Source organism: Candidatus Uhrbacteria bacterium (assembly GCA_016187485.1).
Lineage (GTDB): Bacteria > Patescibacteriota > Patescibacteriia > UBA9934 > UBA10169 > JACPJO01.
Genome location: JACPJO010000004.1, coordinates 196,717 through 219,239, shown reverse-complemented (window position 1 = coordinate 219,239; position 22,523 = coordinate 196,717). Strand labels below are relative to the sequence as shown.

Sequence of the window (22,523 nt, the reverse complement as noted above, 5' to 3'; positions counted from 1 at the left end):
ATCAGGATTCTGTGTAAAGCTCCGGATTTGTATTGGCGGACCAGCCGTAAATGCTCCACGGTCCTTGCTTGGCGCCGGGCATTCCCGGAGAACCAGAGGGCATGCCGGGAAGGGCGATACCTGCGAGAGATGGCCGCTCGGCGACCAGCTTGCTTAATGCCTCAAGGGGGATGTGTCCCTCGGCCGTGTACCCGCCGATTTCTGATGTGTGGCAACTGGTGAATCCTGTGGGCACGCCCATTTTATTTTTCACGGCCTCCATTTCTGTTGTTGTGATGGTTTCCACTTCGAGACCGGCGCGTTTCAGATAGGCAATATAGTTTGCGCAACATCCGCAGGTCGGCGACTTATAGACGGTTATTTTTGTTCCGGACAAGTTTGCGGAAACAGCTTTCGGCGGACCGGAAGATGCGCGCAAACCGACAAGAAGCACAACGATGGCTATGAGCACTCCCGCGAGAGGGAGAGCGTTTTTTGGTGATGTAAGAGATGACATAGAAACAATAGTCGCATAAACAAAACACTCGCCAGGAGGCGAGCGCATGCGCGAAGATCTCTGCCATCATCTGGCATGAGGCGCATGCGCAAAAGCGACGAATGCGTCAAAGATGGATCTTTGCGAGACAGCGAACCAATGCCGCCACTTTCGAATGACACGTTCATGCACGCGAGCGAACCACCTTTGTGTGAGAGCGGCGGGATGGGTGAAATGCGTGAGGATAAAGGAGACAACGATCGTGATGGCCGTGGCCAGAAGAACGGACCACAGGGTGCCAACACTTTCCTCAGACGTGGCCATAATAAATGTGCGCGCGGCTGTAAGGTGATGGGAGGCCATACCGACATCCCCATCGGGCACGCAGGCGAGCCCGAACATTGCGGGGAGCTGACAGTCATGGGATGTTCCGGCCGCCATTTCTCCTCCGTGCATATTAAAAACCACCGCGATGCTTGTCGTGGCAAAAAGGATAAGGAAAAAGCTTACGAGGACGGACTTCATGCCCCCACCGTAGCACAAGAACCGTTTTCTTTCCAGAGAGGCCGGGACCTCCGTGTACAAAACACACCACAGGGTGTAATGTAGCGACATGAAAACGTCATGGATTCACCTTGCGCTTGTCGTTGTGCTCGTGAGCTTTACGCTTCTTGTGGGCTCTATTGTTTCTGGAAAGCATACGTGGATGAAAACGATGGCGGATGAGAAATGTCAGCTCGTGTGTGTAAATGAAGCAACCGACACAATGATTGTGCCGGGCCTTGAGGCGGGAATGGTCCTCATCGTTTTTGCCGCCGCTGTCATTATTTTGACAAAGCTATTCCGCATGGATTTTCTGCCGACTCCCGTTTTCGTGCCTCGTGCACGTGACCCTGCATTTCTTTTTTCCGTTGCCAGGCGCGATTGAGTCAAGAACATTTTTGTTCTTGATCTTATTCGTGTATGACTCACAAAAAAACTTTTCATGTTTCGGGGACCTCGTGCGCAAGCTGCGAGATCCTCATTGAGCGCGAGCTGCGGAAACTTCCCGGCGTGCGCACCGTTCATGTCTCTCACTCGGCGCAAAGCGTGGTGATGGAGTTAGAGGGGGGGGTCCGGCTGACGGCGCACGATCTTAACGGAGCTCTCAAGGGGCACCATTATCGCTTTACGGAGGAGCAAAAAGTGCCACAATCTTCTCCGTCTTCTGGGCCCCACCCGCTTCTGCTCGTGGCTCTTGTTGTCCTCTTCTACCTGTTGATAAGAAGGGCGGGATGGATTGCGACGGGGCCAGATACTGATTCCATTGTCGGACTCGGCGCGGTTTTTGGGGTGGGACTTCTTGCAGCTTTCTCGACATGCACGGCGGTCGTCTCTGGACTGGTGGTCGCCGTCTCTTCCGCCACAAGAGAGAAATATGCCGATGCAAGTGTCTTCGAACGACTGAAACCACACATTCTCTTTAATCTTGGCCGCGTGATCGGGTTCGGCGCATTTGGCGCTCTGATCGGTTTTGCAGGAAAAAGCGTTGCGCTCTCGCCATTTGGCAACGGCGTACTGGTGATTGCGGTTGCGATCTTTATGGTTCTGCTTGGGGCAAATCTGCTTGAGTTCTCCTCGCGCGCCATTCGTCCTCCCAAGTGGCTCTCGCATCGTGTCCACGACCTTGCCCATGCCAAACACCCGCTTGCGCCAGCTCTTCTCGGCGCGGCGACGTTTTTCCTTCCGTGCGGATTCACGCAGTCCATGCAGCTCTACGCGCTCTCCACGGGAAACCCCACGGAAGCAGCGCTTGTCATGATGATCTTTGCACTTGGGACTGCGCCAGCGCTTCTGGGGCTTGGCGCGGCACTATCGGGGACGCGCAAGGCTTGGACGGCAAATCTCACGAAATTCATCGGTGCGTTCGTCCTCGCACTTGGTCTTTTCAATGCCCAAAATGGGTTGAATCTTGTCGGGATACGTTTCGAGCCAAAGGCGCGGGACGTTGTCGCGACAAACCAGCCCGTGCTGGTAGATGGTAAACAAGTTGTGCAGATGGAAGTCACATCCGACCTTCTCTATCAGCCGCGCACGGTGCAGTTCAAAGCGGGTATTCCCGCCGTGTGGGAGATTTATGCGGCGAACCGCATTGGGTGTGCGCGCACGCTCATTGTACCGGGGCTTGGCATGCGTTTGAGTCTTCGCGGCGGCTACAACCGGTTTGAATTCACTCCTCCACAAGCCGGTGTTTATCCGTTTACGTGTTCAATGGGCATGACGAGCGGTACGTTGATTGTAAATCCTTAAAATCTATGAAAACGACATTCACTATCGGCGGCATGCATTGCGCGTCCTGCGCGGTGCGGATCGAGTCATCCTTAAAAAAACTTCCTGGCGTGAAAGAGGCGAACGTCAATTACGCTCTCAAGCAGGCCATGGTCGAGCATGACGAGACTTTATCGCCCGAGCATGCTCTGCATACGGCCGTACAGAGAGAGGGGTACAACGTTGAGATGCAACACGAAGGGCATACGGAGGGAGGAGATCATATGGCGCATGGGGAAATGCGGACGACGCGGCGACTAAGCGCCATCGCTTTTACTCTAGCCGTTCCCGTTCTTGTTCTTGCGATGCTTGGAACCCTTCCGTGGCTCCAAGCGATTCTTGGCACGATCGTTGTGCTTGGACCGGGTATGGTCTTTCACAAGACGGCCCTGCGCCAAGCACGTCACCTGGCGGCGGGCATGGACACGCTTATCTCTCTTGGCACACTTGCAGCGCTTATTCTTAGCTGGTGGCAGATGTTTTCTGGCGGAGAGGTGTACTTCGAGACGGCGGCAATCATCACTGCCTTTATTCTTCTCGGCCGTTTCTTTGAAGCGAAGAGTAAAGGCAAAGCGAGCGAGGCAATCAGCAAGCTCTTGGAACTTGGCGCCAAGATGGCGCACCGACTTCTCCCGGACGGATCACAGGAAGATGTTCCCGTAGAAAACTTGCGCGTGGGGGATCGTGTACTGGTGAAGCCTGGAGAGAAAATGCCGGTGGATGGAGAGATTCTGCAAGGCCTCTCGTCGGTGGACGAGTCGATGCTTACAGGAGAAAGCATGCCGATCTCAAAAAAACCTGGGGACTTGGTGTATGGGGCGACGGTGAATCTGCAGGGGGCGCTTACACTCACGGTGAAAAAAGAAACGAAGGACATGGTGCTTGCGCAAATCGTGCGACTCGTGTCTGACGCACAGGGGAAGAAGGCGCCGATTCAGAAACTCGTGGACAAAATCTCGGGGATCTTTGTGCCGATTGTCTTGCTTATATCTCTTGCCACGTTTTTCGTCTGGCTTGGACTTGGAAACGCGGTGCCCGTGGCGCTTATCCATGCCGTGGCCGTGCTGGTGATCGCGTGTCCCTGCGCTCTTGGGCTGGCAACTCCCACGGCGATTTTGGTGGGGACAGGGCGCGGCGCGCGCGAAGGGGTGCTTATCAAAAACGGCGAAGCGCTGGAGCGCGGGCGTGACATTACGACCATCATTTTCGATAAGACCGGGACTCTCACAGAAGGAAAACCGCACGTGGCAGACTTTATTCCTGTGGCGGGCAATGTAGATAAGAACACCTTGCTTGGTTTGGCCGGAGGGCTTGAGGCGTCATCAGAGCATCCGCTCGCGCGCGCTGTTGTGGAATTCGCAAAAGGGGAAAATGTTCCGCTTCAAACTATCGAGCGCGTGGAGGCCGTCTCGGGCAAAGGGGTGCGAGGCCAGGCGGGCGGACACACGGTTTTTATGGGGTCTGCGGCATGGGTGCATGAAGTGACGGGCACGGTGGAGGGAGAGCAAACAAAAATTGATGCCCTGCGCGCCGAAGGAAAGACGATTTCCCTTCTCGCGCGTGGCAAAGAAATTCTTGCTATTTTTGGCATCGCAGATGTGGCGAAGCCAAAAGCAAAAGAAGCTATCGCGGCATTGCGCAAGCGCGGGCTGCAGGTGACGATGTTGACTGGTGATCACCAAAGGACGGCGGAAGCAATTGGCCGCCAGCTTGGGATTGAGGACATCGTGGCGCAAGTTCTCCCGGAGGATAAGCTCCTGCGTGTGAAGGAGCGGCAAGCGAATGGGGAGAAGGTGGCGTTTGTGGGGGATGGCATCAACGATGCGCCCGCGCTTACACAAGCTGACTTAGGTATTGCCGTGGGAAGCGGCACGGATATTGCGATTGAGGCAGGACAAGTGGTGCTTGTGGGGGGAGGGCCCGAAAAAGTTGTCGAAGCGATCCGGCTTTCGCAGAGGACGTACCGAACGATCAAACAAAATCTTTTCTGGGCGTTCTTCTACAACGTTTTCAGTATCCCGCTTGCGGCTGCCGGACTTTTGAGCCCCGTGATTGCCTCGGCGGCAATGGCGCTCTCCTCCATCTCTGTCGTGATGAATTCTCTCCGGTTAAAACGTTAAAATACACATGGGGAGGAAGAGTTTTGTGTTATCATTGCGAGTAATATGAAACTCTCTCCCCACGCCGTGCTCTCGTTTACGGTTCAGGGTTCTTTGCTTGCGCTCGTCTTTTTCCTCCCCGTGCTTTTTGTCCCGTGGAGTCTCGATCCTCTCGAACTCAACAAGCAATCTCTTCTGCTCCTGCTTGTATCTGTGGCGGCACTTGCTTGGTGTGCCAGGGCGTTTGAGACGCGCACTATCACGCTCCGCCGCGGCCTAGCCGTCCTTCTGCCTGTCGTGTTTTTTGCTCTTGTGCTGTTGAGTGCCCTGTTTTCTCCCGCGGGATATCAGAGTTTTGTCGGCTCGGCTCTCCAGCAGTATCAAAGCGTTTTGACGGCGGGCGCGCTTACCGTTTTTTTCTGGCTTGTAGTCCAAGAAGCGTCTATCGCGGTGTTTCGCCGCCAGACCTTTTTTGCGCTTCTCCTCTCGGCCGCACTTGTTCTCCTTTCCGCTCTTGCGCATACGTTCGGGTGGGCGCTTCTTCCCGGACAAGGGAACACCTTCAATCCCATCGGGACGCTCAACGCACTTGGTCTCTTTGGCGTCGTCTGCTCGGTGTTTGGTTTGGCGCTGTGGCTTGCCAGCAGCAAGGGAGATCACGACGTCTTTTTTTCTGGTCTGTTTGGGCGCATGGAGAAAGTGCTTGTCGTTGTTATTTGTGTCGTGAGTCTTCTCTATCTTCTTGCGCTTGATTTTTGGGCACTGTGGGTAGCGCTTCTGGTGGGAGTCGGCACGCTGTTTGTCATGGGGCTTATCCGAGCCGAAGAGTTTCCCCACACACGTCGGTTCCTGTTGCCCACGCTCATGGGGGTTCTCGCGATCTTTTTCCTTTTCTTGGCACGCCCCTTTTCTCTCGGTCTCCCCGTTGAAGTTACGCCTACGTGGACTTCCAGTTGGAATATCGCGCGACAGACACTTCAAGATGGGAAGTTCTTTTTTGGCACGGGACCAGGAACCTATGCGTACGATTACGAGCGTTTCCGTCCATCTGATATCAATCAGACATCCTTTTGGAATACGCGGTTTGACCGGGCGCATAATTTTATTCTGACCATGCTTCCCACGCTCGGTGTCGTCCCCACTCTTGTTTTTCTGCTCTGGGTGGCAGGAATGGCAGGCCTGTTTCTGCACGGACTTCTCCGCGATCGGGGACATGCGCTCTGGCACACGCATATGGCGATTGGGTCGGCGTGGCTCACCCTTGCCGTCTCTTTGTTTCTCTACAGTGAAAATCTCACTCTTCTTTTCCTTTTCTATCTGTTCTCGGCGCTTTTGTGCGCCGACCGCTTGCGAGAGCGTTCGTGGGCGCTCTCACGTTCTCCGCGCGCGGGACTTCTTTTGAGCCTCGCCGGTGTACTGCTTGCGATCGGGTTTCTCACGCTCATGTTTGTAACAGGTGAGCGGCATGTGGGAGAGGTCGCTTTCGCAAAGGCGATCCGGGCGGATCGCGCCGGGGAATCGATTGATCGCGTGCTCGATCCTCTCGTGCGCGCCGCGACATTTAATCGTCATGATGACGCGGTGTATCGAAGTCTTTCGGAAGCCCTTCTTGAGAAGGCGCGCCAAATGCTTGCAGGGAAGGCGATTGCGGATTTCGCGTCAGCGGAACTTACCGCTCTGCAGAACACTATTGGAGGAGGTGTTAATGCCGCCAAACGTGCTACCGATGTGAATCCGTACAATGCCGTTAACTGGCGTGTGCGCGGCAGCGTATATCGTGAGGCGATGCCGCTTCTTTCCGACGCGGGAGAATTTGCGCGGCTCTCCTTTGAGCGGGCTGCGGGCCTTGAGCCGCAGAATCCCGTCAATGTGGTTGGTCTTGGACGCGTGTATTTAGTAGAGGCCGGGCTGCTGAATCGTACTCTCTCTGCCTCGTCGGGCGATGAGCGAAGGGGGGCGGAACAAAAGCGGCAAAAAGCCCTCGCCATGGCAGAAGAGGCTTTCGGGAAAGCTATTGGATTGAAACGAGATTATGCGCCCGCACATTTTTATCTTGCTCTTGCGTACCAAGAGGAAGGACGACTGGAGGAAGCGGCGCAAAAGCTCGATGAGCTTCTGCGCGTACACGCGCTTGATGTGGGAGTGGCGTTCCAACGTGGGGTGCTTGCTCTGCGCATGAACGACTTTGCCACAGCCGAGAAGGCATTTGGTCGGGCCGTGGCGGTTGCGCCTACGTTTGCCAACGCGCGGTGGTTCTTGGCGTCAGTTTTTGAGGCACAAGGAAAAACTTCCGAGGCAATAAAGCAACTTGAGGCTATGGAGACGACGACGTCGGACGCGGCGATTGTCGCCGCGCGCATTGCGCGATTGAAAGAAGGGATGGACACCCCAGAACCTATTGTGCCGCTTGAAGAAACTGTTGCAGAGACGACGGTTCCCTAGACAGCGCTGTTGTCGTTAGGCCCCCACACGGAAGTGGGCGGTGTCGCCGTCTTGCATGATGTAGTCTTTTCCTTCGATGCGGAGTTTTCCTGCTTCGCGCGCACCACCTTCGCCTAGCTCCACCAGGTCTTTCCAAAAAATAATCTCGGCGCGAATAAATGTTTTTTCAAAATCGGTGTGAATGACGCCGGCCGCTTGCGGCGCCTTTGTTCCGCGCACGATTGTCCACGCCCGCGTTTCTTTTTCTCCAGAGGTAAAGTATGTCACGAGTCCCAGCATCTCGTAGCACTTTGTAATCAACCGGTCGAGTCCGGTTTGTTTTAATCCGAGGGCATCGAGAAATTCTTTTTGCTCGCTTGCTGGCAAGTCGACAATTTCCGATTCGACTTTCACGGAAATCGGAAGTGCCGTGCGTGCCTCGCCGAGCGGACTTTTCCACGATGCATCTGCGGCAGAGGCTTCATTGATATTTACCACATACAAAATCGGCTTGTCGGTCAAAAGCGAAAGCTCGCGCATAAACAGCGCGTCGTCGTCTGTGCGCTCTACCGTTTTTGCCAGATGTCCTGCCGCAAGGGCCGTCTTCAATTTCTCCAAGAGAGCTAACTGTCGTTCGATCTCTTTTGTCATGCCCGACTTTGCTTTTGCGTTTACGCCATCGAGTCGCTTTTCCACGTTTACAAAATCCGCCATCGCCAACTCCACCTCGATCGTCTCTACATCGCGTGCAGGATCCACATCTCCGTCTACGTGTATAACGTTGCTATCAGAAAATTCGCGTACGACGTGTAAAATCATATCCACGTCGCGAATATTTGCCAAAAATTTATTTCCCAACCCCTCGCCTTTGTGGGCGCCCTTCACCAATCCAGCAATGTCGACGAACTCTATCGCCGTTGGAATGATTTTTTGCGATTTGGAAACCTCGGCGAGCGCTTTCAAGCGTTCGTCAGGCACTTCGACGACTCCGACATTTGGTTCAATGGTGCAAAAAGGAAAGTTCGCACAGTCCACCTGCTTTTTGGTAAGCGTCTTGAATAAGGTGGACTTTCCTACGTTGGGGAGGCCGACAATACCAACTTGGAGCATACGCGCGGCAGTATATCCTCTTGTTGCTTTTTCTCAAAGCTCACGATAGGGTTGGTGTGGAGGTAGTGATGGGACCTTTCACCAAACAGATGAGTTTCGACACGTTTGTCGTGGGCACCAACGGTTTTGCCCACAATGCGGTGCTTGCTCTGGCCGAGGGGCGATCTTCCTACAGCCCACTCTACCTCTTTGGGGGGGAGGGAACGGGGAAGACGCACCTGCTGCGGGCCATCGGCGAGCGCGTGCTGTCTCTGCATCCCACGATGGACGTCACGTACATGGAAGGTGGGGATCTCCGACTCGAGCTCCTACACTCCCGAACGGAAGCGGCCTCGCTGCGTTTCTTTGAGACACATCGGAAGCATGACATGCTTCTGCTCGACGGCCTTGAGGAGGCCCTGCCTCCTCCCGAACTCCACGGCAATTTCGCGGAGATGCTACGCATCGTCCACGCGCGTGGCGGACGTGTTGTCATCTCTGGTAGCCGCTACTTCCGCGACATCCCGGGGGTGCCACAACGTCTGACGAACTTCCTCCTGCAGGGACTTTCGGTACCGCTTGAGACGCAGGACAGGTCAACGCGCACGGCAATCCTTCGTCAGATGTGTCTCGAGGAGGGGGTGAGCGTGGGGCCCAACGTGGTTACAATGATGGCTCAGCGGGCCAGTGCGAACCAGCATGCGCTCCGCGGCATCGCGAAGTGGGCGCGCTCCATCTACAACACTCGTGGCCGTCCGCCTAGTGTCGAAGATGTAGAGGTGGGGGTGACGCACCTTGAGCCGAATCTGCAGGTGCACGAGGTGTTTGAGGTGGTCTGCCGGTTCTACAACGTTTCGCAGGCAGACATCAAGGGACCGCGGCGTCCGCGCCGGCTCATCGAGCCTCGGCACGTCGCCATGTTCTTCATCCGGCGGGGGACGGCGATGTCGCTTCCCCAGATTGGGCGGATCTTCAACCGTGACCACACGACGGTCCTGCACGCCCTCGAGAGTGTGGAGGGGAATCTCTCTACCAACGCCATCTTCAAGCAGAAGCTGAAGCTCTTAGCTGGCAAGCTCGGCGTTCCTCTCGTGGAGCTCACTGCAGAACCTGTCCCTGCCTGAACGTTCTTTCTTGTCCCCAACGTCGTGCCGAACGTAGCCGCAAGGCGGAGTGGCGCGTAGTGGGACCAAACGACCTCCGAGGTCGTTTTCGATTTTAGGGAAACAAAAAAACCAGGGGTCTGGGTTTTATGGTGGACCACAGCGGGATCGAACCGCTGACCTCTTCCATGCCATGGAAGCGCTCTACCAGCTGAGCTAGTGGCCCGTGGGATTTACCCGTCGCGATAGTATCGAATTTGCCCTGGTCGGTCAATGACGGTAGCATGAGGCCGGAGGTACTCATGCGCATGCTCAGGGCGGCGGACACGGAACTCCTCCTCGGTCTTTTCGAAACGGGCATTCTCAAGGTTGATCGTGAGGGGGAGTTCCCCGTGCTCTTCGACTCGCCTACGTGTCGGGGAATTTCCTGGCCCGCGCGTTCGCTTGTGCACATCGGCGAGCGGTTACGGGAAGCCCTCATGGAAGACGGATACGAACCGGGCGGGAACTACACGGTGATCCTCCCCATGGAGGACGAGGGCCTACTTGACGGTCTCACGGAGGCTCTGCGGGGGATCCCCGTCTTTCTGCACGGCGCGCATACGGTTCCCGGAGACCGCGGACTCTTGCTCTGTCCCGTGCTCGATAGCACGCAGCCGATTCTCCGTCGGCAGCGCGAGGTCATCCTCGGTATTGTGCTCGCCCTTGTGGCAAGCACCGAAGCTGTCGCGGAGTTGCGGGGTGCCGGCATTGCCGTGTGTGCCCTTACGGAGACGCGGGAGTTTCTCCAACTTCTTGTGAGATACAATCGTTTGCATCCGGACACCTTCGCCCGCCTCGCGCCTGTGTGAATGTTCCTTTCTCTCCCACCACTCTGGTGGGATTCGTCATTTCTGTGCATAACTTCTTTGACGCGGCAGCAGCGACTTGATTTACTGTCATTAGTCCCCGCTCTTTGAGTTACGCTAGGAGACGCATGTCCCTCCCTCCTTATCTGCCACGGAGGGACGCTCACGCAGACGCTGTGCTGTGCTCATACGACCCTTGTCGAAGCAGAGCTGTGCCGAAGCTGAAGCGAACGGCAGTATTGGCAGATGGACGGCTCCGGTTGGAGGAAAGCAAGGTAAGAGTTTCGAGAACTTCCTCCTCCCCCATGCGCGCCAATGACGATGATCTCCTCTGACCGGAGCCTCATCCATTCGTTCCTTCTCCCTTCTTGACGCCCCAGGGCGTCATTCCGTTTTTATGCGCCAAATTTCTCTCCCCACGTGCTGATCGGGCCGCGCGTATGTCCACCGCTCCTTTGAGAGTGTCCCAAGCGAGAGGAAATGTTCTTCTCCCTGTGATCGGAAAAACGGCACGGCGAGGACCAGCACGCCATTTCTTTCGAGTGATCCAACAAGCGTGGGGATCACCACCCGATAAAATTCTTCAAGTTCTTGAATAATTTTCGAAAACGACTCAGCTGTTTTGCGCTCTGGGGGACCCAAGGTGCCTTCAGCCACAATAGCATCGAACATTTGCGGGATGTCGGCAGGTAGGGGATCCCGCGCATCGTGTTTGAATGTGAGTGCTTCAAAAGACACGGATGCTTGCTGTTCTATCCAGGACAGGTTTTTCTCTGTGGCTGCAAGGGCGTCCTCCTTAATGTCGCTTCCGTACACATGTGTATACCCAAGAACGACTGCTTCCGTGAGGACCGTGCCAGATCCGCAAAACGGATCCCACAGCGTCCGCTCCATTTTGTTTCCTGCAAGGTTCACCATGATGCGCGCGAGTTTTGGGGGAAGCATTCCGGCGTGGGCGTCACGTGACGGCCGGCCGTAGTCACGAACACTCCAGGCATCAATCGGCTGAATAAACACTGTTTGGCCAATCGCCATTCCCGCTGCCTTCTGTACAAGGACAAACTCTGCCCCCTCCTCGAGGAGGTGATTTTTTAAAATAGTTGCGGCGCCGAGAGCAGGAGAACGGTCTACCACAAAACGACACGACATGCCGCGTTCTTGCGCAAGACGTTTCACCTGCATGCCGAGTTTTTTTACATCTCCCCCCGTATGCCCATAGGCGGATATACCGAAACTTACGCGTCCTTTACGGTTCGGGAGCGTTTCTGTAAGGATGGCGGCCAGAGTCTCTTCATCGAATGTGGGAACATCGAGAAACCACTCGGCCGCTTTAATGACTCCACCTGTTTTCTGAAATATCTCTGCGGGCGGAGCATGAAATTCCACAAAAAAAACGCCGTTTTCTTCCGCGTGCATCTTTGCTCTTGGGTCAAGGGAGAGGAGCTCTGCCTTTGTGAGTTCAGGATGATTTCCTGCAATAACCATGTGCATAATTGCCACGATCATACCGCTCCTTGACGTTTCTGCCAAAAATCGTTAGTGTGCCGGCATTAATTCATTGTCCATACCTCGTTCTTGCGGGGTGTCCTCCTGCGCGAAAGCTTCGGAGGACCAATGCGCTTATGATCTACGAGTTTCTCTACATTATTTCTTCCGCGTTTACCGATACGGAAGTGGACGGCATCATGGAAAATCTTGCCGCTCTTGTGAAAGACGCCGGTGGGGAAATTTCCCGCCATGAAAAAGTGGGAAAGCTTACCCTCGCGTATCCCATTCGCCGCCAAAAGCACGGAACCTATGTGCTCCTGCAGGCAACGATCCCTGCCGAAGCCGTGAAGAAAATCGACCGCACGCTCCGTTTGGAGTGGGGGGAGAAAGTTTTGCGCCATTGTATTACACGTCGCACACCTGCCGAAGCGGGCATGGCGTTTGAGATGGCGTCGTATGTGTATCCGCTCTCTGAAACAGGGGCCCCTTCGATTTTGCGCCGCCGCCCGACTCCTCCCGCAAGCGCTCCTGTCATTGCTGCGGCACCCGTAGCAGCTGCGGAATCGCTTACCGCCGAGGAACTCGACAAAAAGCTCGATGAGATTTTGGAAGATTCAACGCTTGAAAATCTCTAATATGGCTACTGGCTCGCTTAACAAAGTGCTCCTCATCGGCAATCTCACGCGCGACCCCGAACTACGCCAAACCGGCGGCGGGCAAAGCGTGTGCTCGTTTGGTATTGCGACGAATCGCAGCTGGAAAGATGCTTCCGGGCAAAAACAAGAACAGGCAGAGTTCCACAACATCGTTGCGTGGGGGAAGCTTGGGGAGATTTGCGGACAGTATTTGCGCAAGGGCAAGAAAATTTTTATTGAGGGTCGCATGCAGACGCGCGAGTGGGAAGGCCAAGATGGACAGAAACGTCGCACCACAGAAGTGATCGCAGAAAACATGATTATGCTCGATCGCGGCGGCGCGCCGGGCGGGCCCCCGGCTGAATTTAGCGCGCCTGCCATGGGGTCACCTGTTCCTCCGATGGCGCAACCGCCGGCTGAAGAGGAAATCCGTCTTGAAGATATTCCTTTCTAACGTATGCAAACCAAGTCCAAATCATCCGCAAAACAGAAACTTACGCGCGCAAAGCACTGTGCTTTTTGCGCGAACCAATCTCTTGTCATTGATTTCAAGAACAGCAAGCTGCTCCAACGCTACATCTCTTCGTACGGAAAGATCGTCTCGCGTAAGCGCAGCGGTGTGTGTACGTTTCATCAGCGCAAACTTTCCGGAAGCATCAAGCAGGCGCGCATCATGGCGCTTCTTCCCTTTGTTGCCGAGTAACTATGAAGGATGCGGCCTCGCTCTGTACGATCGCGAGGCAGAGGATGGCGGCGTTGTCCGCCATCCGTTCCTTTTTTGCTGTGCGCGGGTATATAGAGATCGAAGCGCCACTATTGCTCCGTTCTCCGGACTCTGACCCCTCGCTTACTCCCCTTGAGGTTACCTTGCACTGCCCCGGGGAACCGGATCGTCGTGCCGCCTGTTTAACGTCTCCGGAGTACAGCATGAAAAAATTGCTCGGGGCCGGCATGGACAAGATTTTTTATCTCGGCAAAGTCTTTCGTGACGAGGAAGTATGGAATGCCACGCACGCAACGGAATTCACCATGGTGGAGTGGTACGAAGGGGGCATGGAGTATCTTGCAGGAATGGATCAGACGGAAGAGCTTGTGCATGCGGTGGCGGAGGCTCTTGGCGTGAAGGATCACCCGCTTCTCCGTCCCTGGCGTCGCGTCAAAATAAAAGAGATGTTTGAGCGACACGTCGGGATAGTAGATGTCGGGAGACTTTCGCTGCGTGAGCTCCATGATGCCGCGCACACTCTTGGGATCCACACAACGGAAGACGACTCATGGTCGGACGTGTTTTATCGGATGTATGTCTCCCGCATAGAGAACACTCTTCCGGAGGATGAAGTGCTTGTTCTCTATGAGTACCCCACCCCGCAAGCGGCGCTTGCGGCCCCTACTTTGGACGGCTATTATGCCGAGCGTTTCGAAGTATTTTGCGGGCGCCTTGAATTATGTAATGCTTTCACGGAGCTTACGGATGCTGTGGTGCAACGCGCGCGATTTGAGCGGGAGAGGCAAGAAAGGGAACGCGCGGGAAAAAGCGTTTTTCCCATTGACGAAGAGTTGTTAGCACTGCTACCATCGCTGCGCCAACCTACATTTGGCAATGGGCTTGGGGTGGACCGCCTCCTTATGGCGCTTCTTAAAAAACCGCGCCTGGATGACGTCCACGTCCTGCCTCACACCGACATCTTTCCTGCGTAGATTCTGTTCCGTTGTGGCTTCTTCGCCCTGCAACTTTGCAACCCCTATTTCCCTCTCTTATGTCCAGTCCAAATGATATTCGCAACGGTACCGTCGTTCGCCGTGAAGGCGGCTTATGGGTCGTTGTTTCCTTTCAGCGCGTCTCCCCCGGAAAGGGGAGTTCGTTTGTGCGTACGCGCATGAAGAACATTCAGACGGGGAAGGTGGTGGAAGTCTCGTTCAAGTCTGCCGAAACACTGGAGTTTGAGGATGTGAGCTATTTGAAAATGCAGTATCTCTATAATGACGGAACAATGTATACGTTCATGGATGGAAAGACCTACGAACAAGTAGAGATCAACAAAGAAAATATTGAAGAGACGGCACCGTATTTGAAGGAGGGGCTAGAAGTCACGGTAGCAATGCATGAAGGGATACCGCTCACAGTGACGCTTCCAAAGAAAGTCGAGTACACAGTAAAGACAGCTCCTCCGGCAGTGAAGGGGGATACGGCCTCAGGGAATGTCACAAAGGAGGTTGAACTTGATAACGGTCTCAAAATTCAAGCCCCGGTTTTTATCAAAGAAGGGGAGCGGGTTCTCGTGAACACGGAAACAGGTGAATACGCCGAGCGGGTCAACGCCTAAACGGTCGGAACATCTTTGGACTTTTCGATAACAGCCAGACGAATGGCCAGCATGAGTTCGGGGTGCTCCTTCAGGAATTGTTTTGCATTTTCTCTCCCCACCCCGAGCTTTTCCTCGCCAAATGTGTAACTGTTTCCTGACTTCGCAATTGTCTCTACGGCTGTTCCAAGATCGAGAAGGTCTCCTGCCACAGAGATGCCTTCATTGTACATAATATCGAACTCACATTGGCGGAACGGCGGCGCAACTTTATTTTTGACAACCTTGAGTTTTACACGGTTTCCCACGATTGCGTCTCCTTGTTTGATCTGTGCCGCGCGGCGGACTTCTACGCGTACGGACGCATAAAATTTAAGCGCGTTTCCGCCGGGGGTTGTTTCTGGATTGCCAAAGAAGACGCCGATCTTATGGCGAATCTGGTTGATAAAGACGACGGTGGTATTTGACTTGGCAATGATCGCCGTGAGTTTGCGCAGAGCCTGGCTCATAAGCCGGGCCTGCAAACCCATGTGTTGGTCTCCCATCTCGCCCTCGATCTCGGATTTAGGCGTAAGGGCTGCGACAGAATCAATCACGACGACATCTACCGCGTTTGAGCGCACGAGGGTTTCCACAATCTCGAGGGCCTGCTCTCCGTGATCGGGCTGGCTGATAAATAGCTCGTCAATATTAACGCCGATGCGTTTGGCATATTCTGGATCAAGCGCGTGCTCGGCATCCACATAGGCGGCGACACCGCCGATCTTTTGGATTTCTGCAACGATATGCTGGGCGAGCGTCGTTTTCCCACTGGACTCTGGCCCGTAGATTTCAATAATACGTCCGCGCGGTACGCCATGCACACCAAGCGCCAGGTCAATACTTAAGCACCCGGTGCTGACCGCATCAATATCTACGGTCTTTGCCTCGCCAAGGCGCATGATGGCGCCATCGCCGTAGCGTTGCTTAATCTGCGAAATAGCTTCGAGCGCGGCTTTGGCGCGCAAATCGGACGTCTTGGTTGACATAGAGGATGGTTGTTTTGAGCCTACGTCTTTCTTCTGAGAAATACAATAAAAATGTTTCCACAAGCTGACAGGGAAAAAGAAAAAGAAGGTAGCTCCTCCTTTTTTCTGTCACCGTGCGCCGACAGTATACCATGTTTGCGGGCGACCGAACAAAACGCGACGGTGGATGACGAATGGGCGGGAGTGGCGACGCTTACTTTCGATGGTGATAAGGTTGTACCCGCGTTCGAGCGTGACGGTTGTGGAAAAACTTCCGTTTGGCGTGGGCAATACGGAGCTTCCATTCACAAAGACGCTCGCTTCGCCGTCTACCACGCCCGATACATCCAATTTTGGCTCCGTTGTGCTCGTCCCATCTGCGGGAGTAAAGACGGTAAGCGCTGGCGGCTCCACAATCCCGTAAATCTGCCAGCCGAGATACCCCATAAGAGAGAGGAAGAGAAGGCAGAGTCCTGCCGTAGCGAGTACGCGAGAGCTTACCAAGAACCGCCCGCGCCGCACTTTTTGACGCGGCAGCCGGGCGTGCGCCAGAAAATCACATGAACGGCACTCGCTTTCAAAACGCGAGAGAAAATATACTGGGTCGCCACCCAGATACTGCACATATTTCTTCAAGTAGTTGCGCACGTACACGGAGGGGGGCAGCTTGTGCCAGGCGCCCTCCTCGATAGCGCGTAAATATGATGCGCGGATTTTCGTCGCTGCCTCGGCCATCTCAAGAGAGATCGCCAAACGCGAACGCATAGCGTGGAGTTTCTCTCCAAGCCCCTGCTCCCTCTCAAGTGGTCGGACCACGAAACTCATACGTGTCTTGTTTTTCTTCCTCGTCATCTTCTTCTACACTCTTGCCGGAAGACGCTTCTGTTGCCTCGTTGAGGATCTCTGGCTCTAATCCCGCTTCGGCAAATTCTCTCTCTTGTGTTGTCACGGTGTCCCCCACATTTTCTGGGGGCCAACTCTCCACCAAAACTTCGCGCGGCTTGGCTCCGTCCTGTGGCCCGATGATACCCTTTTCCTCCAGAATATCCATAATACGTGCCGCGCGGGAATACCCGATTTTTAGCCGACGCTGGAGCATGGACGTGGAGGCCTTGCCTGCCGAAATCATATAGTGGATTGCTTCGTCGAGCAACTCGTCGTCTTCGTCGGTACCGTCAAAAAGCGTGGCGCTTCGCGCGCGCTCCGTAATGGAATAGTTGTAGTCGGGCGTGCCGTTATGTTTCAAGAAATCCACGACACGCTCAATCTCCTTTTCCGACACGAATGCTCCTTGCAACCGTTTAGGTTTGGAGAGCTCGGCTGTCGTAAAAAGCATGTCGCCGCGGCCGAGGAGTTTTTCGGCGCCGGCCATGTCGAGAATAGTGCGCGAGTCAGTTTGTGAAGCGACGGCAAACGCAATGCGGCCAGGGAAATTAGCCTTGATGATGCCGGTAATGACATCCACGGACGGGCGCTGTGTGGCAATCACGAGATGAATGCCTGTCGCACGCGCCAGCTGTGCAATGCGCACAATACTTGCCTCCACCTCGCGCCCCGAAGACATCATAAGATCGGCCAACTCATCGATTATCACGATAATATAGGGCATCTTTTCTTGTGAGCGGCTGTTAAAGCCCTTAATGTCCTTTGCCCCGAATTTCGAAAGTACATCCAGCCGCCGCTCCATCTCACGAATCGTCCACTTAAGCGCGTTGACCGCGTCATCCACTTTCGTGATGGGGGGTACCAGAAGATGCGGCGTGCCTTCATAGGCGGTGAGCTCTACACGCTTGGGGTCAATCATGATGAGCTTCAGTTCATCGGGCCCGTTTGCGTACAGGAGACTCACGATGATGGCATTGAGACAGACCGATTTCCCGCTTCCGGTGGCGCCGGCAACGAGTAAATGCGGCATGCGGTCGAGCTGGGTCACCCACGCCTCGCCCGCTACATCGCGTCCAAGAGCGAATGCCAGTTTCGAGGGAGCTTTCAAAAATTCTTTCGATTCAAGAAGAGCACGCAAACTTACCGTGGCGACGGTTTGATTGGGAACCTCAATACCCACCAGGGACTTTCCTGGGATGGGAGCCTCAATGCGGATAGGGTGGGCCGCGAGTGCCAGAGCAAGGTCATTTTGGAGTGAAAGAATACGCGTGAGCTTTACTCCACGCGGCGGACGCAGAGTGTATTGCGTCACGGTCGGTCCTACGGAGACCTCGCTCATCTCTACGTCAATCCCAAATTCGCGGAAGGTGCTCTGCACGACTTCTTTATTGTGCTCGATGTCCCCCGACATCGCTTTTGCATTGCGGTGTTCAAGAAGGTCCAAAGGAATTTCAATCTTGCGTTGGACGCGGGTGGTGAGCGGCTGCTCCTTCAAGGCGGAAATTTCTTTCGCCCGACTTGGAGCCTTTGCCGTTTTGATTTCGTCGTCCCCGCCCGTGTCGGTCTCCTCGGGAATATCCTCCACAATATCTTCTTCAAAATTCTCATCTTCGTTGAACTCTCCCGGCTCCTCACGCGAACGGAAACTTGGCCGGCGCACGAGGGCGCGGAGCGGACGCAGAAGCCGCGCGTGCGCGTCTACAACTTGACGAAGCGAGGCATTGAAGATGAGAAGTGCCGCGACAAGCGTAAGGAGAATGAGAACAAGCAGCGACCCCCAATACCCCAGGAGATTTTCAAAAATACGGCCAAACAACACGCCAACCACCCCGCCGGCCTCGCGGAGCATGTCTTGCGTGGGGGATGGGCTCTTCACCCACAGAAGGTGAACGAGGGCATTGAAGGAGAGAAAGAACAGGATGAGGCCGATGACACGAAACGCGGTGAGATAACGGCGATCAGGATAGAGGGCCGCTGTACAAAGGAGAAGGAAGACAAACGGGATGAAGATGTAGTCCCACCCGAAAAGGAGAGAAGCGTAGGATTGGATAAACCGGCCAACGGCACCGGCGAGGTCTGCCATAGAGAGCAGAAGAAGGCCGGCAAGAGCGGCGAAAAATAAAACAAGAATGCCGCGTGCGGCTTCTGGATTGATGTGCACTCTCCGACGGTAGCGCCTACGTCCCATACACGAAGCTATTTTAGCATATGCGAGGCTTGACGAGGAGCGTTTTCCCCAGTACCCTTTTCCACGGACTCCTGCTTTGGGCAGTGTCGCGATTCCTGTCGAAGTGATTTGTGCTTCCGGACGCTTGGCTTCGGTCGAGCGAAATCTCTCTCCTCCTGGAGGTCGAATTATTCTGACGGTTGATGGCTGACACTGCCCCAAGAAGGAGTCTTTTGTACCTGGTACCGCCTTGCTTGACGTCCTTTCGCTCTCGTGATACATTCCGGGCGCTTTCCCCGTTTTTGGCTGGTCGGTCAACCGGGTCTGCACCTAAGTTTTGTCAAATTAATTAAGGTGCACATGCGCGAGATCGCGCTTTTGTAAAGCAAGAAGAACTACCTACATACATTGGTAGATCTTTTGTTTTGCGAGGCTCTCGCCCTATCACTCCCCACCCTATGGTGCATTACAAGCGCCAGCCCCCTGCCGTGCGCGAGCGCAAACAATTTGTGCCGCTTGGCGACGTCACCGACCTTCCGGACTTGGTCGAAGTCCAACGCGATTCGTACGCGTGGTTTTTGAAGGAAGGTATTCGCGAACTTTTCGACGAGATTAACCCGATCCGCGACTTTATTGGGCGCGATCTGGAACTCACGTTTGATGATTATTATTTGGATGAGCCGAAGTTTGACGAGGTCACTTCGCGAGAAAAAAATATTACATTTGAGGCGCCGCTGCGCGTGAAAACCAAGCTCGTCAACAAACGTCTCAATACCACGAAGGAACAGGAAATTTATTTGGGCGACCTGCCGCTTATGACGCCGCGCGGGACATTTGTCATCAATGGCGTTGAGCGCGTGGTTGTTTCCCAGCTTGTGCGTTCGGCCGGGGCATTCTTCACTGCGGATGTCTACCGTGGCCGCCGATACTACGGGGCGAAAATTATTCCAAACCGTGGGGCATGGCTGGAATTTGAGACAGACCCGAAGAACGTCATTTGGGTAAAAATCGACCGCAAACGCAAAGTCCCCGTGACCTCGCTTCTGCGCGCGTTTGGCATTTCGGCCGACGAGGAACTTCTGGCCATGTTCAAAGATGTCGACACACACCCCACGAATCGTTATCTTGAATCCACCATTGCGAAGGACGCGGCAAAGAACGAGGAAGAAGGGTTGAAAGAGGTGTACAAACGTATTCGTCCGGGCGATTTGGCAACCGCGGAAAATGCGAAGTCACTCATTCACGCCATGTTCTTCAACTTTGACCGCTATGATTTGCACAAAGTGGGGCGGTACAAGTTCAACATTCGTTTCGGACTTGAAGTGAATGAAGAGATTGTGGGGAAAGAGGAGAACCGTATTCTCTCGAAGGAAGATCTCCGTCTGATTGTTTCCGAGATCATTCGTCTTAATATTACGCAGGGAGAACCCGACGACGTGGACCACTTGGGTAACCGCCGCGTGCGTGCGGTAGGCGAGCTTCTACAAGGGCGTTTCCGCGTGGGGTTGGCGCGCATGGAGCGCATCATCCGTGACCGCATGTCCACGCAAGACATCGACACCATCACGCCCGGACGTTTGGTGAACGCGCGTCCAGTCATTGGAGCCGTACGCGAGTTTTTCATGTCTTCCCAGCTTTCCCAGTTCATGGACCAAGCTAATCCGTTGGCTGAACTTGAGCACAAACGCCGCCTCTCAGCGATGGGACCGGGCGGTCTCTCACGCGAACGCGCCGGATTTGAAGTACGCGACGTGCACCCCACTCATTATGGCCGTATCTGTCCCATTGCGACCCCTGAGGGTCCCAACATCGGGTTGGTGGGACACCTTGCCAGTTATGCGCGAATCAATGAATACGGATTTATTGAAACACCGTATCGCAAAGTAGCGAACGGCAAAGTGACCAATGACATTGAGTACATCAACGCCTTCAAAGAGGAAAAATCTATCACGGTGCCGGCGACCACGCCGCTCCTGCCCGATGGCATGATCGCGACGGAGTACACAAGCGGCCGCAAATTCGGCGAGCCACAGAACGTGCATCGCACCGAGGTGAACTACATGGATGTCTCCTCCCGCCAGATTGTTTCCATCGGCACGGCGCTCATTCCGTTTTTGGAACATGATGACGCGACGCGCGCGCTCATGGGAACGAACATGCAACGCCAGGGAGTGCCGACGGTGAAGCCGGAAGCGCCTATTGTGGGAACCGGCGTTGAGCACCGCGCAGCCATTGATTCAGGACACGTGCTTGTGGCCGAGGAAGATGGCGAAGTTTTTGCTGCCGATGGGAACGCTATTACGGTGAAAAATAAAAAGGGCGATCACAGAAACTACCCGCTCGTGAAGTTCGTCCGTTCCAACAATTCCACGGCGCTCAATCAGCGTTGTATGGTAGAGCCCGGACAAAAGGTGAAAAAGGGAGATGTGCTGGCGGACTCGGCCGCGGTGGATCGTGGGGAGTTGGCGCTTGGACAGAACATGCTTGTCGCGTTTATGGTGTGGGACGGCTTCAACTATGAAGATGCCGTGATCATGTCTGAGCGCGTGGTGCAGGATGATCGCTACACGTCTGTTCATATTGAGCACTACACGATGGATGTGCGTGACACGAAGCTTGGTCCCGAAGTTGTGACGGCAGATATTCCAAACGTGTCGGAAGAAAAACTGAAAAACCTGGACATGGAAGGGGTCGTACGTGTAGGAGCCGAGGTAAAAGCCGGCGACATTCTGGTGGGAAAGATCACACCTAAAGGTGAGACAGAGTTGTCGGCGGAAGAAAAACTTCTTCGCGCAATTTTCGGCGAGAAAGCCCGCGATGTGCGTGACTCCTCGCTCTATCTGGAACATGGGGAGCATGGAAAAGTGGTGGCCGTACGCGTCTTCAGTCGCGAGGCAGGCGATAAGCTCTCGCCGGGTGTCATCAAGTCTATTCAAGTTTCCGTGGCGGATCTCCGCAAGCTGCAAGTGGGAGACAAAGTGGCTGGACGCCACGGCAACAAAGGAGTTGTCTCGCGCATCGTGCCGGTGGAAGATATGCCATTCTTGCCCGACGGTACGCCGGTGGATGTTATTTTGACCCCGCTTGGCGTTGTGTCGCGTATGAACTTGGGGCAGATTCTGGAACTTCACTTGGGGCTGGCCGCCAACAGTTTGGGATACGCCGTGACGACGCCGGTATTGAACGGTATTCCCGAGACCGTGGTGCAAGATGAGCTTGAACGCGCCGGGTTTGCCCGTAGCGGTCAGGTGATGCTTCATGACGGTCGCACCGGCGAACCGTTCGACCACGAAGTGACCGTAGGGTACATGTATATTTTGAAGCTGGCCCACATGGTCGAGGATAAAATCCACCAACGCTCCATCGGGCCTTACTCCCTCATCACGCAGCAACCGCTTGGGGGGAAGGCGCAATTCGGCGGACAGCGCTTTGGGGAAATGGAAGTATGGGCGCTTGAGGCGTATGGCGCGGCGCACATGCTGCAAGAAATTCTCACTATCAAATCCGATGACGTTCCTGGCCGCTCGAAGGCGTACGAGTCCATCATCAAGGGGGACGCGATTCGCAAAGTCAACATTCCGGAATCCTTCAACGTGTTGATTCGCGAGTTGAAAGGTCTCTGTATGGATGTAGAGCTTTTGAAAGCGGGGAACAAAGTCGAATTGGACGAACGTAAAGTCCGTGATGCTTCCTAAC

At 54.7% G+C, this 22,523-nt stretch carries 19 protein-coding genes and 1 tRNA gene; 12 read left to right on the top strand and 8 right to left on the bottom strand.

The window, feature by feature from the left end; translation table 11 throughout:
• Position 1: 1 nt before the first annotated feature.
• Both HYW18_02515 and HYW18_02510 read right to left on the bottom strand, forming a co-directional pair.
• On the bottom strand, positions 2-496 hold the full coding sequence (locus HYW18_02515; GenBank protein MBI2484995.1) for a CopG family transcriptional regulator: 495 nt from the start codon (positions 494-496) through the stop codon (positions 2-4).
• Positions 497-562: 66 nt separating this feature from the next.
• A complete protein-coding gene (locus tag HYW18_02510; GenBank protein ID MBI2484994.1) occupies positions 563-1,000 on the bottom strand; it encodes a hypothetical protein in 438 nt (145 codons plus the stop codon).
• Between the two features lie 88 nt (positions 1,001-1,088).
• Here HYW18_02510 and HYW18_02505 point away from each other — a divergent pair, with 88 nt between their 5' ends.
• Genes HYW18_02505 through HYW18_02490 form a run of 4 tightly spaced genes read left to right on the top strand, consistent with a single transcriptional unit; the run spans position 1,089 to position 7,323 of the window.
• A complete protein-coding gene (locus HYW18_02505) occupies positions 1,089-1,403 on the top strand; it encodes a hypothetical protein (protein ID MBI2484993.1) in 315 nt (104 codons plus the stop codon).
• Between the two features lie 35 nt (positions 1,404-1,438).
• A complete protein-coding gene (locus HYW18_02500) occupies positions 1,439-2,764 on the top strand; it encodes a sulfite exporter TauE/SafE family protein (GenBank protein ID MBI2484992.1) in 1,326 nt (441 codons plus the stop codon).
• A 5-nt stretch (positions 2,765-2,769) separates the two neighbouring features.
• On the top strand, positions 2,770-4,902 hold the full coding sequence (locus HYW18_02495; protein ID MBI2484991.1) for a copper-translocating P-type ATPase: 2,133 nt from the start codon (positions 2,770-2,772) through the stop codon (positions 4,900-4,902).
• A gap of 45 nt (positions 4,903-4,947) precedes the next feature.
• Positions 4,948-7,323, top strand: coding sequence for a tetratricopeptide repeat protein (locus HYW18_02490; GenBank protein ID MBI2484990.1), 2,376 nt, complete (start codon positions 4,948-4,950; stop codon positions 7,321-7,323).
• 15 nt (positions 7,324-7,338) lie between these two features.
• On the opposite strand, the gene ychF is transcribed toward HYW18_02490, so the two are convergent.
• A complete protein-coding gene (gene ychF, locus HYW18_02485; GenBank protein ID MBI2484989.1) occupies positions 7,339-8,412 on the bottom strand; it encodes a redox-regulated ATPase YchF in 1,074 nt (357 codons plus the stop codon).
• An 89-nt stretch (positions 8,413-8,501) separates the two neighbouring features.
• Here ychF and HYW18_02480 point away from each other — a divergent pair, with 89 nt between their 5' ends.
• Entirely contained in the window at positions 8,502-9,515 is a 1,014-nt protein-coding gene (locus HYW18_02480) for a hypothetical protein (GenBank protein ID MBI2484988.1), read from the top strand.
• Between the two features lie 129 nt (positions 9,516-9,644).
• Here the strand turns inward: HYW18_02480 and HYW18_02475 are convergent.
• Positions 9,645-9,720, bottom strand: a tRNA-Ala gene (locus tag HYW18_02475).
• A gap of 76 nt (positions 9,721-9,796) precedes the next feature.
• On the opposite strand from HYW18_02475, the gene HYW18_02470 reads away from it, so the two are divergent.
• Positions 9,797-10,345: a hypothetical protein gene (locus tag HYW18_02470; GenBank protein MBI2484987.1), complete on the top strand. Its 549-nt coding sequence runs from the start codon at positions 9,797-9,799 to the stop codon at positions 10,343-10,345.
• A 381-nt stretch (positions 10,346-10,726) separates the two neighbouring features.
• Here the strand turns inward: HYW18_02470 and HYW18_02465 are convergent, their stop codons facing one another.
• Entirely contained in the window at positions 10,727-11,848 is a 1,122-nt protein-coding gene (locus HYW18_02465) for a hypothetical protein (GenBank protein ID MBI2484986.1), read from the bottom strand.
• A 116-nt stretch (positions 11,849-11,964) separates the two neighbouring features.
• Between HYW18_02465 and rpsF the strand changes: the two genes are divergently transcribed.
• The 5 genes from rpsF to efp are packed head-to-tail and all read left to right on the top strand — an operon-like array spanning position 11,965 to position 14,789.
• A complete protein-coding gene (gene rpsF, locus HYW18_02460; protein MBI2484985.1) occupies positions 11,965-12,465 on the top strand; it encodes a 30S ribosomal protein S6 in 501 nt (166 codons plus the stop codon).
• 1 nt (position 12,466) lies between these two features.
• Positions 12,467-12,919 carry a single-stranded DNA-binding protein gene (locus HYW18_02455; GenBank protein MBI2484984.1) on the top strand — a complete coding sequence of 151 codons (453 nt, stop codon included), beginning with the start codon at positions 12,467-12,469 and terminating at the stop codon, positions 12,917-12,919.
• A 3-nt stretch (positions 12,920-12,922) separates the two neighbouring features.
• Positions 12,923-13,168, top strand: coding sequence for a 30S ribosomal protein S18 (locus HYW18_02450; GenBank protein ID MBI2484983.1), 246 nt, complete (start codon positions 12,923-12,925; stop codon positions 13,166-13,168).
• A gap of 2 nt (positions 13,169-13,170) precedes the next feature.
• Positions 13,171-14,163: an EF-P lysine aminoacylase GenX gene (locus HYW18_02445; GenBank protein MBI2484982.1), complete on the top strand. Its 993-nt coding sequence runs from the start codon at positions 13,171-13,173 to the stop codon at positions 14,161-14,163.
• A gap of 59 nt (positions 14,164-14,222) precedes the next feature.
• A complete protein-coding gene (gene efp / locus HYW18_02440; GenBank protein ID MBI2484981.1) occupies positions 14,223-14,789 on the top strand; it encodes an elongation factor P in 567 nt (188 codons plus the stop codon).
• Here the strand turns inward: efp and recA are convergent.
• The 3 genes from recA to HYW18_02425 all read right to left on the bottom strand — a co-directional run bounded on the left by recA (position 14,786) and on the right by HYW18_02425 (position 18,848).
• On the bottom strand, positions 14,786-15,796 hold the full coding sequence (gene recA, locus HYW18_02435; protein MBI2484980.1) for a recombinase RecA: 1,011 nt from the start codon (positions 15,794-15,796) through the stop codon (positions 14,786-14,788). The genes efp and recA overlap by 4 nt on opposite strands.
• Before the next feature lie 108 nt (positions 15,797-15,904).
• Positions 15,905-16,600 carry a helix-turn-helix domain-containing protein gene (locus HYW18_02430; protein MBI2484979.1) on the bottom strand — a complete coding sequence of 232 codons (696 nt, stop codon included), beginning with the start codon at positions 16,598-16,600 and terminating at the stop codon, positions 15,905-15,907.
• The gene (locus tag HYW18_02425; GenBank protein MBI2484978.1) at positions 16,575-18,848 is read right to left on the bottom strand and encodes a DNA translocase FtsK 4TM domain-containing protein; all 2,274 of its coding nucleotides are present in this window, start codon (positions 18,846-18,848) and stop codon (positions 16,575-16,577) included. The genes HYW18_02430 and HYW18_02425 overlap by 26 nt, the downstream gene beginning before the upstream one ends.
• 437 nt (positions 18,849-19,285) lie before the next feature.
• Between HYW18_02425 and rpoB the strand changes: the two genes are divergently transcribed.
• Positions 19,286-22,522: a DNA-directed RNA polymerase subunit beta gene (rpoB, locus tag HYW18_02420; GenBank protein MBI2484977.1), complete on the top strand. Its 3,237-nt coding sequence runs from the start codon at positions 19,286-19,288 to the stop codon at positions 22,520-22,522.
• The last annotated feature ends 1 nt before the right edge of the window (position 22,523 follow it).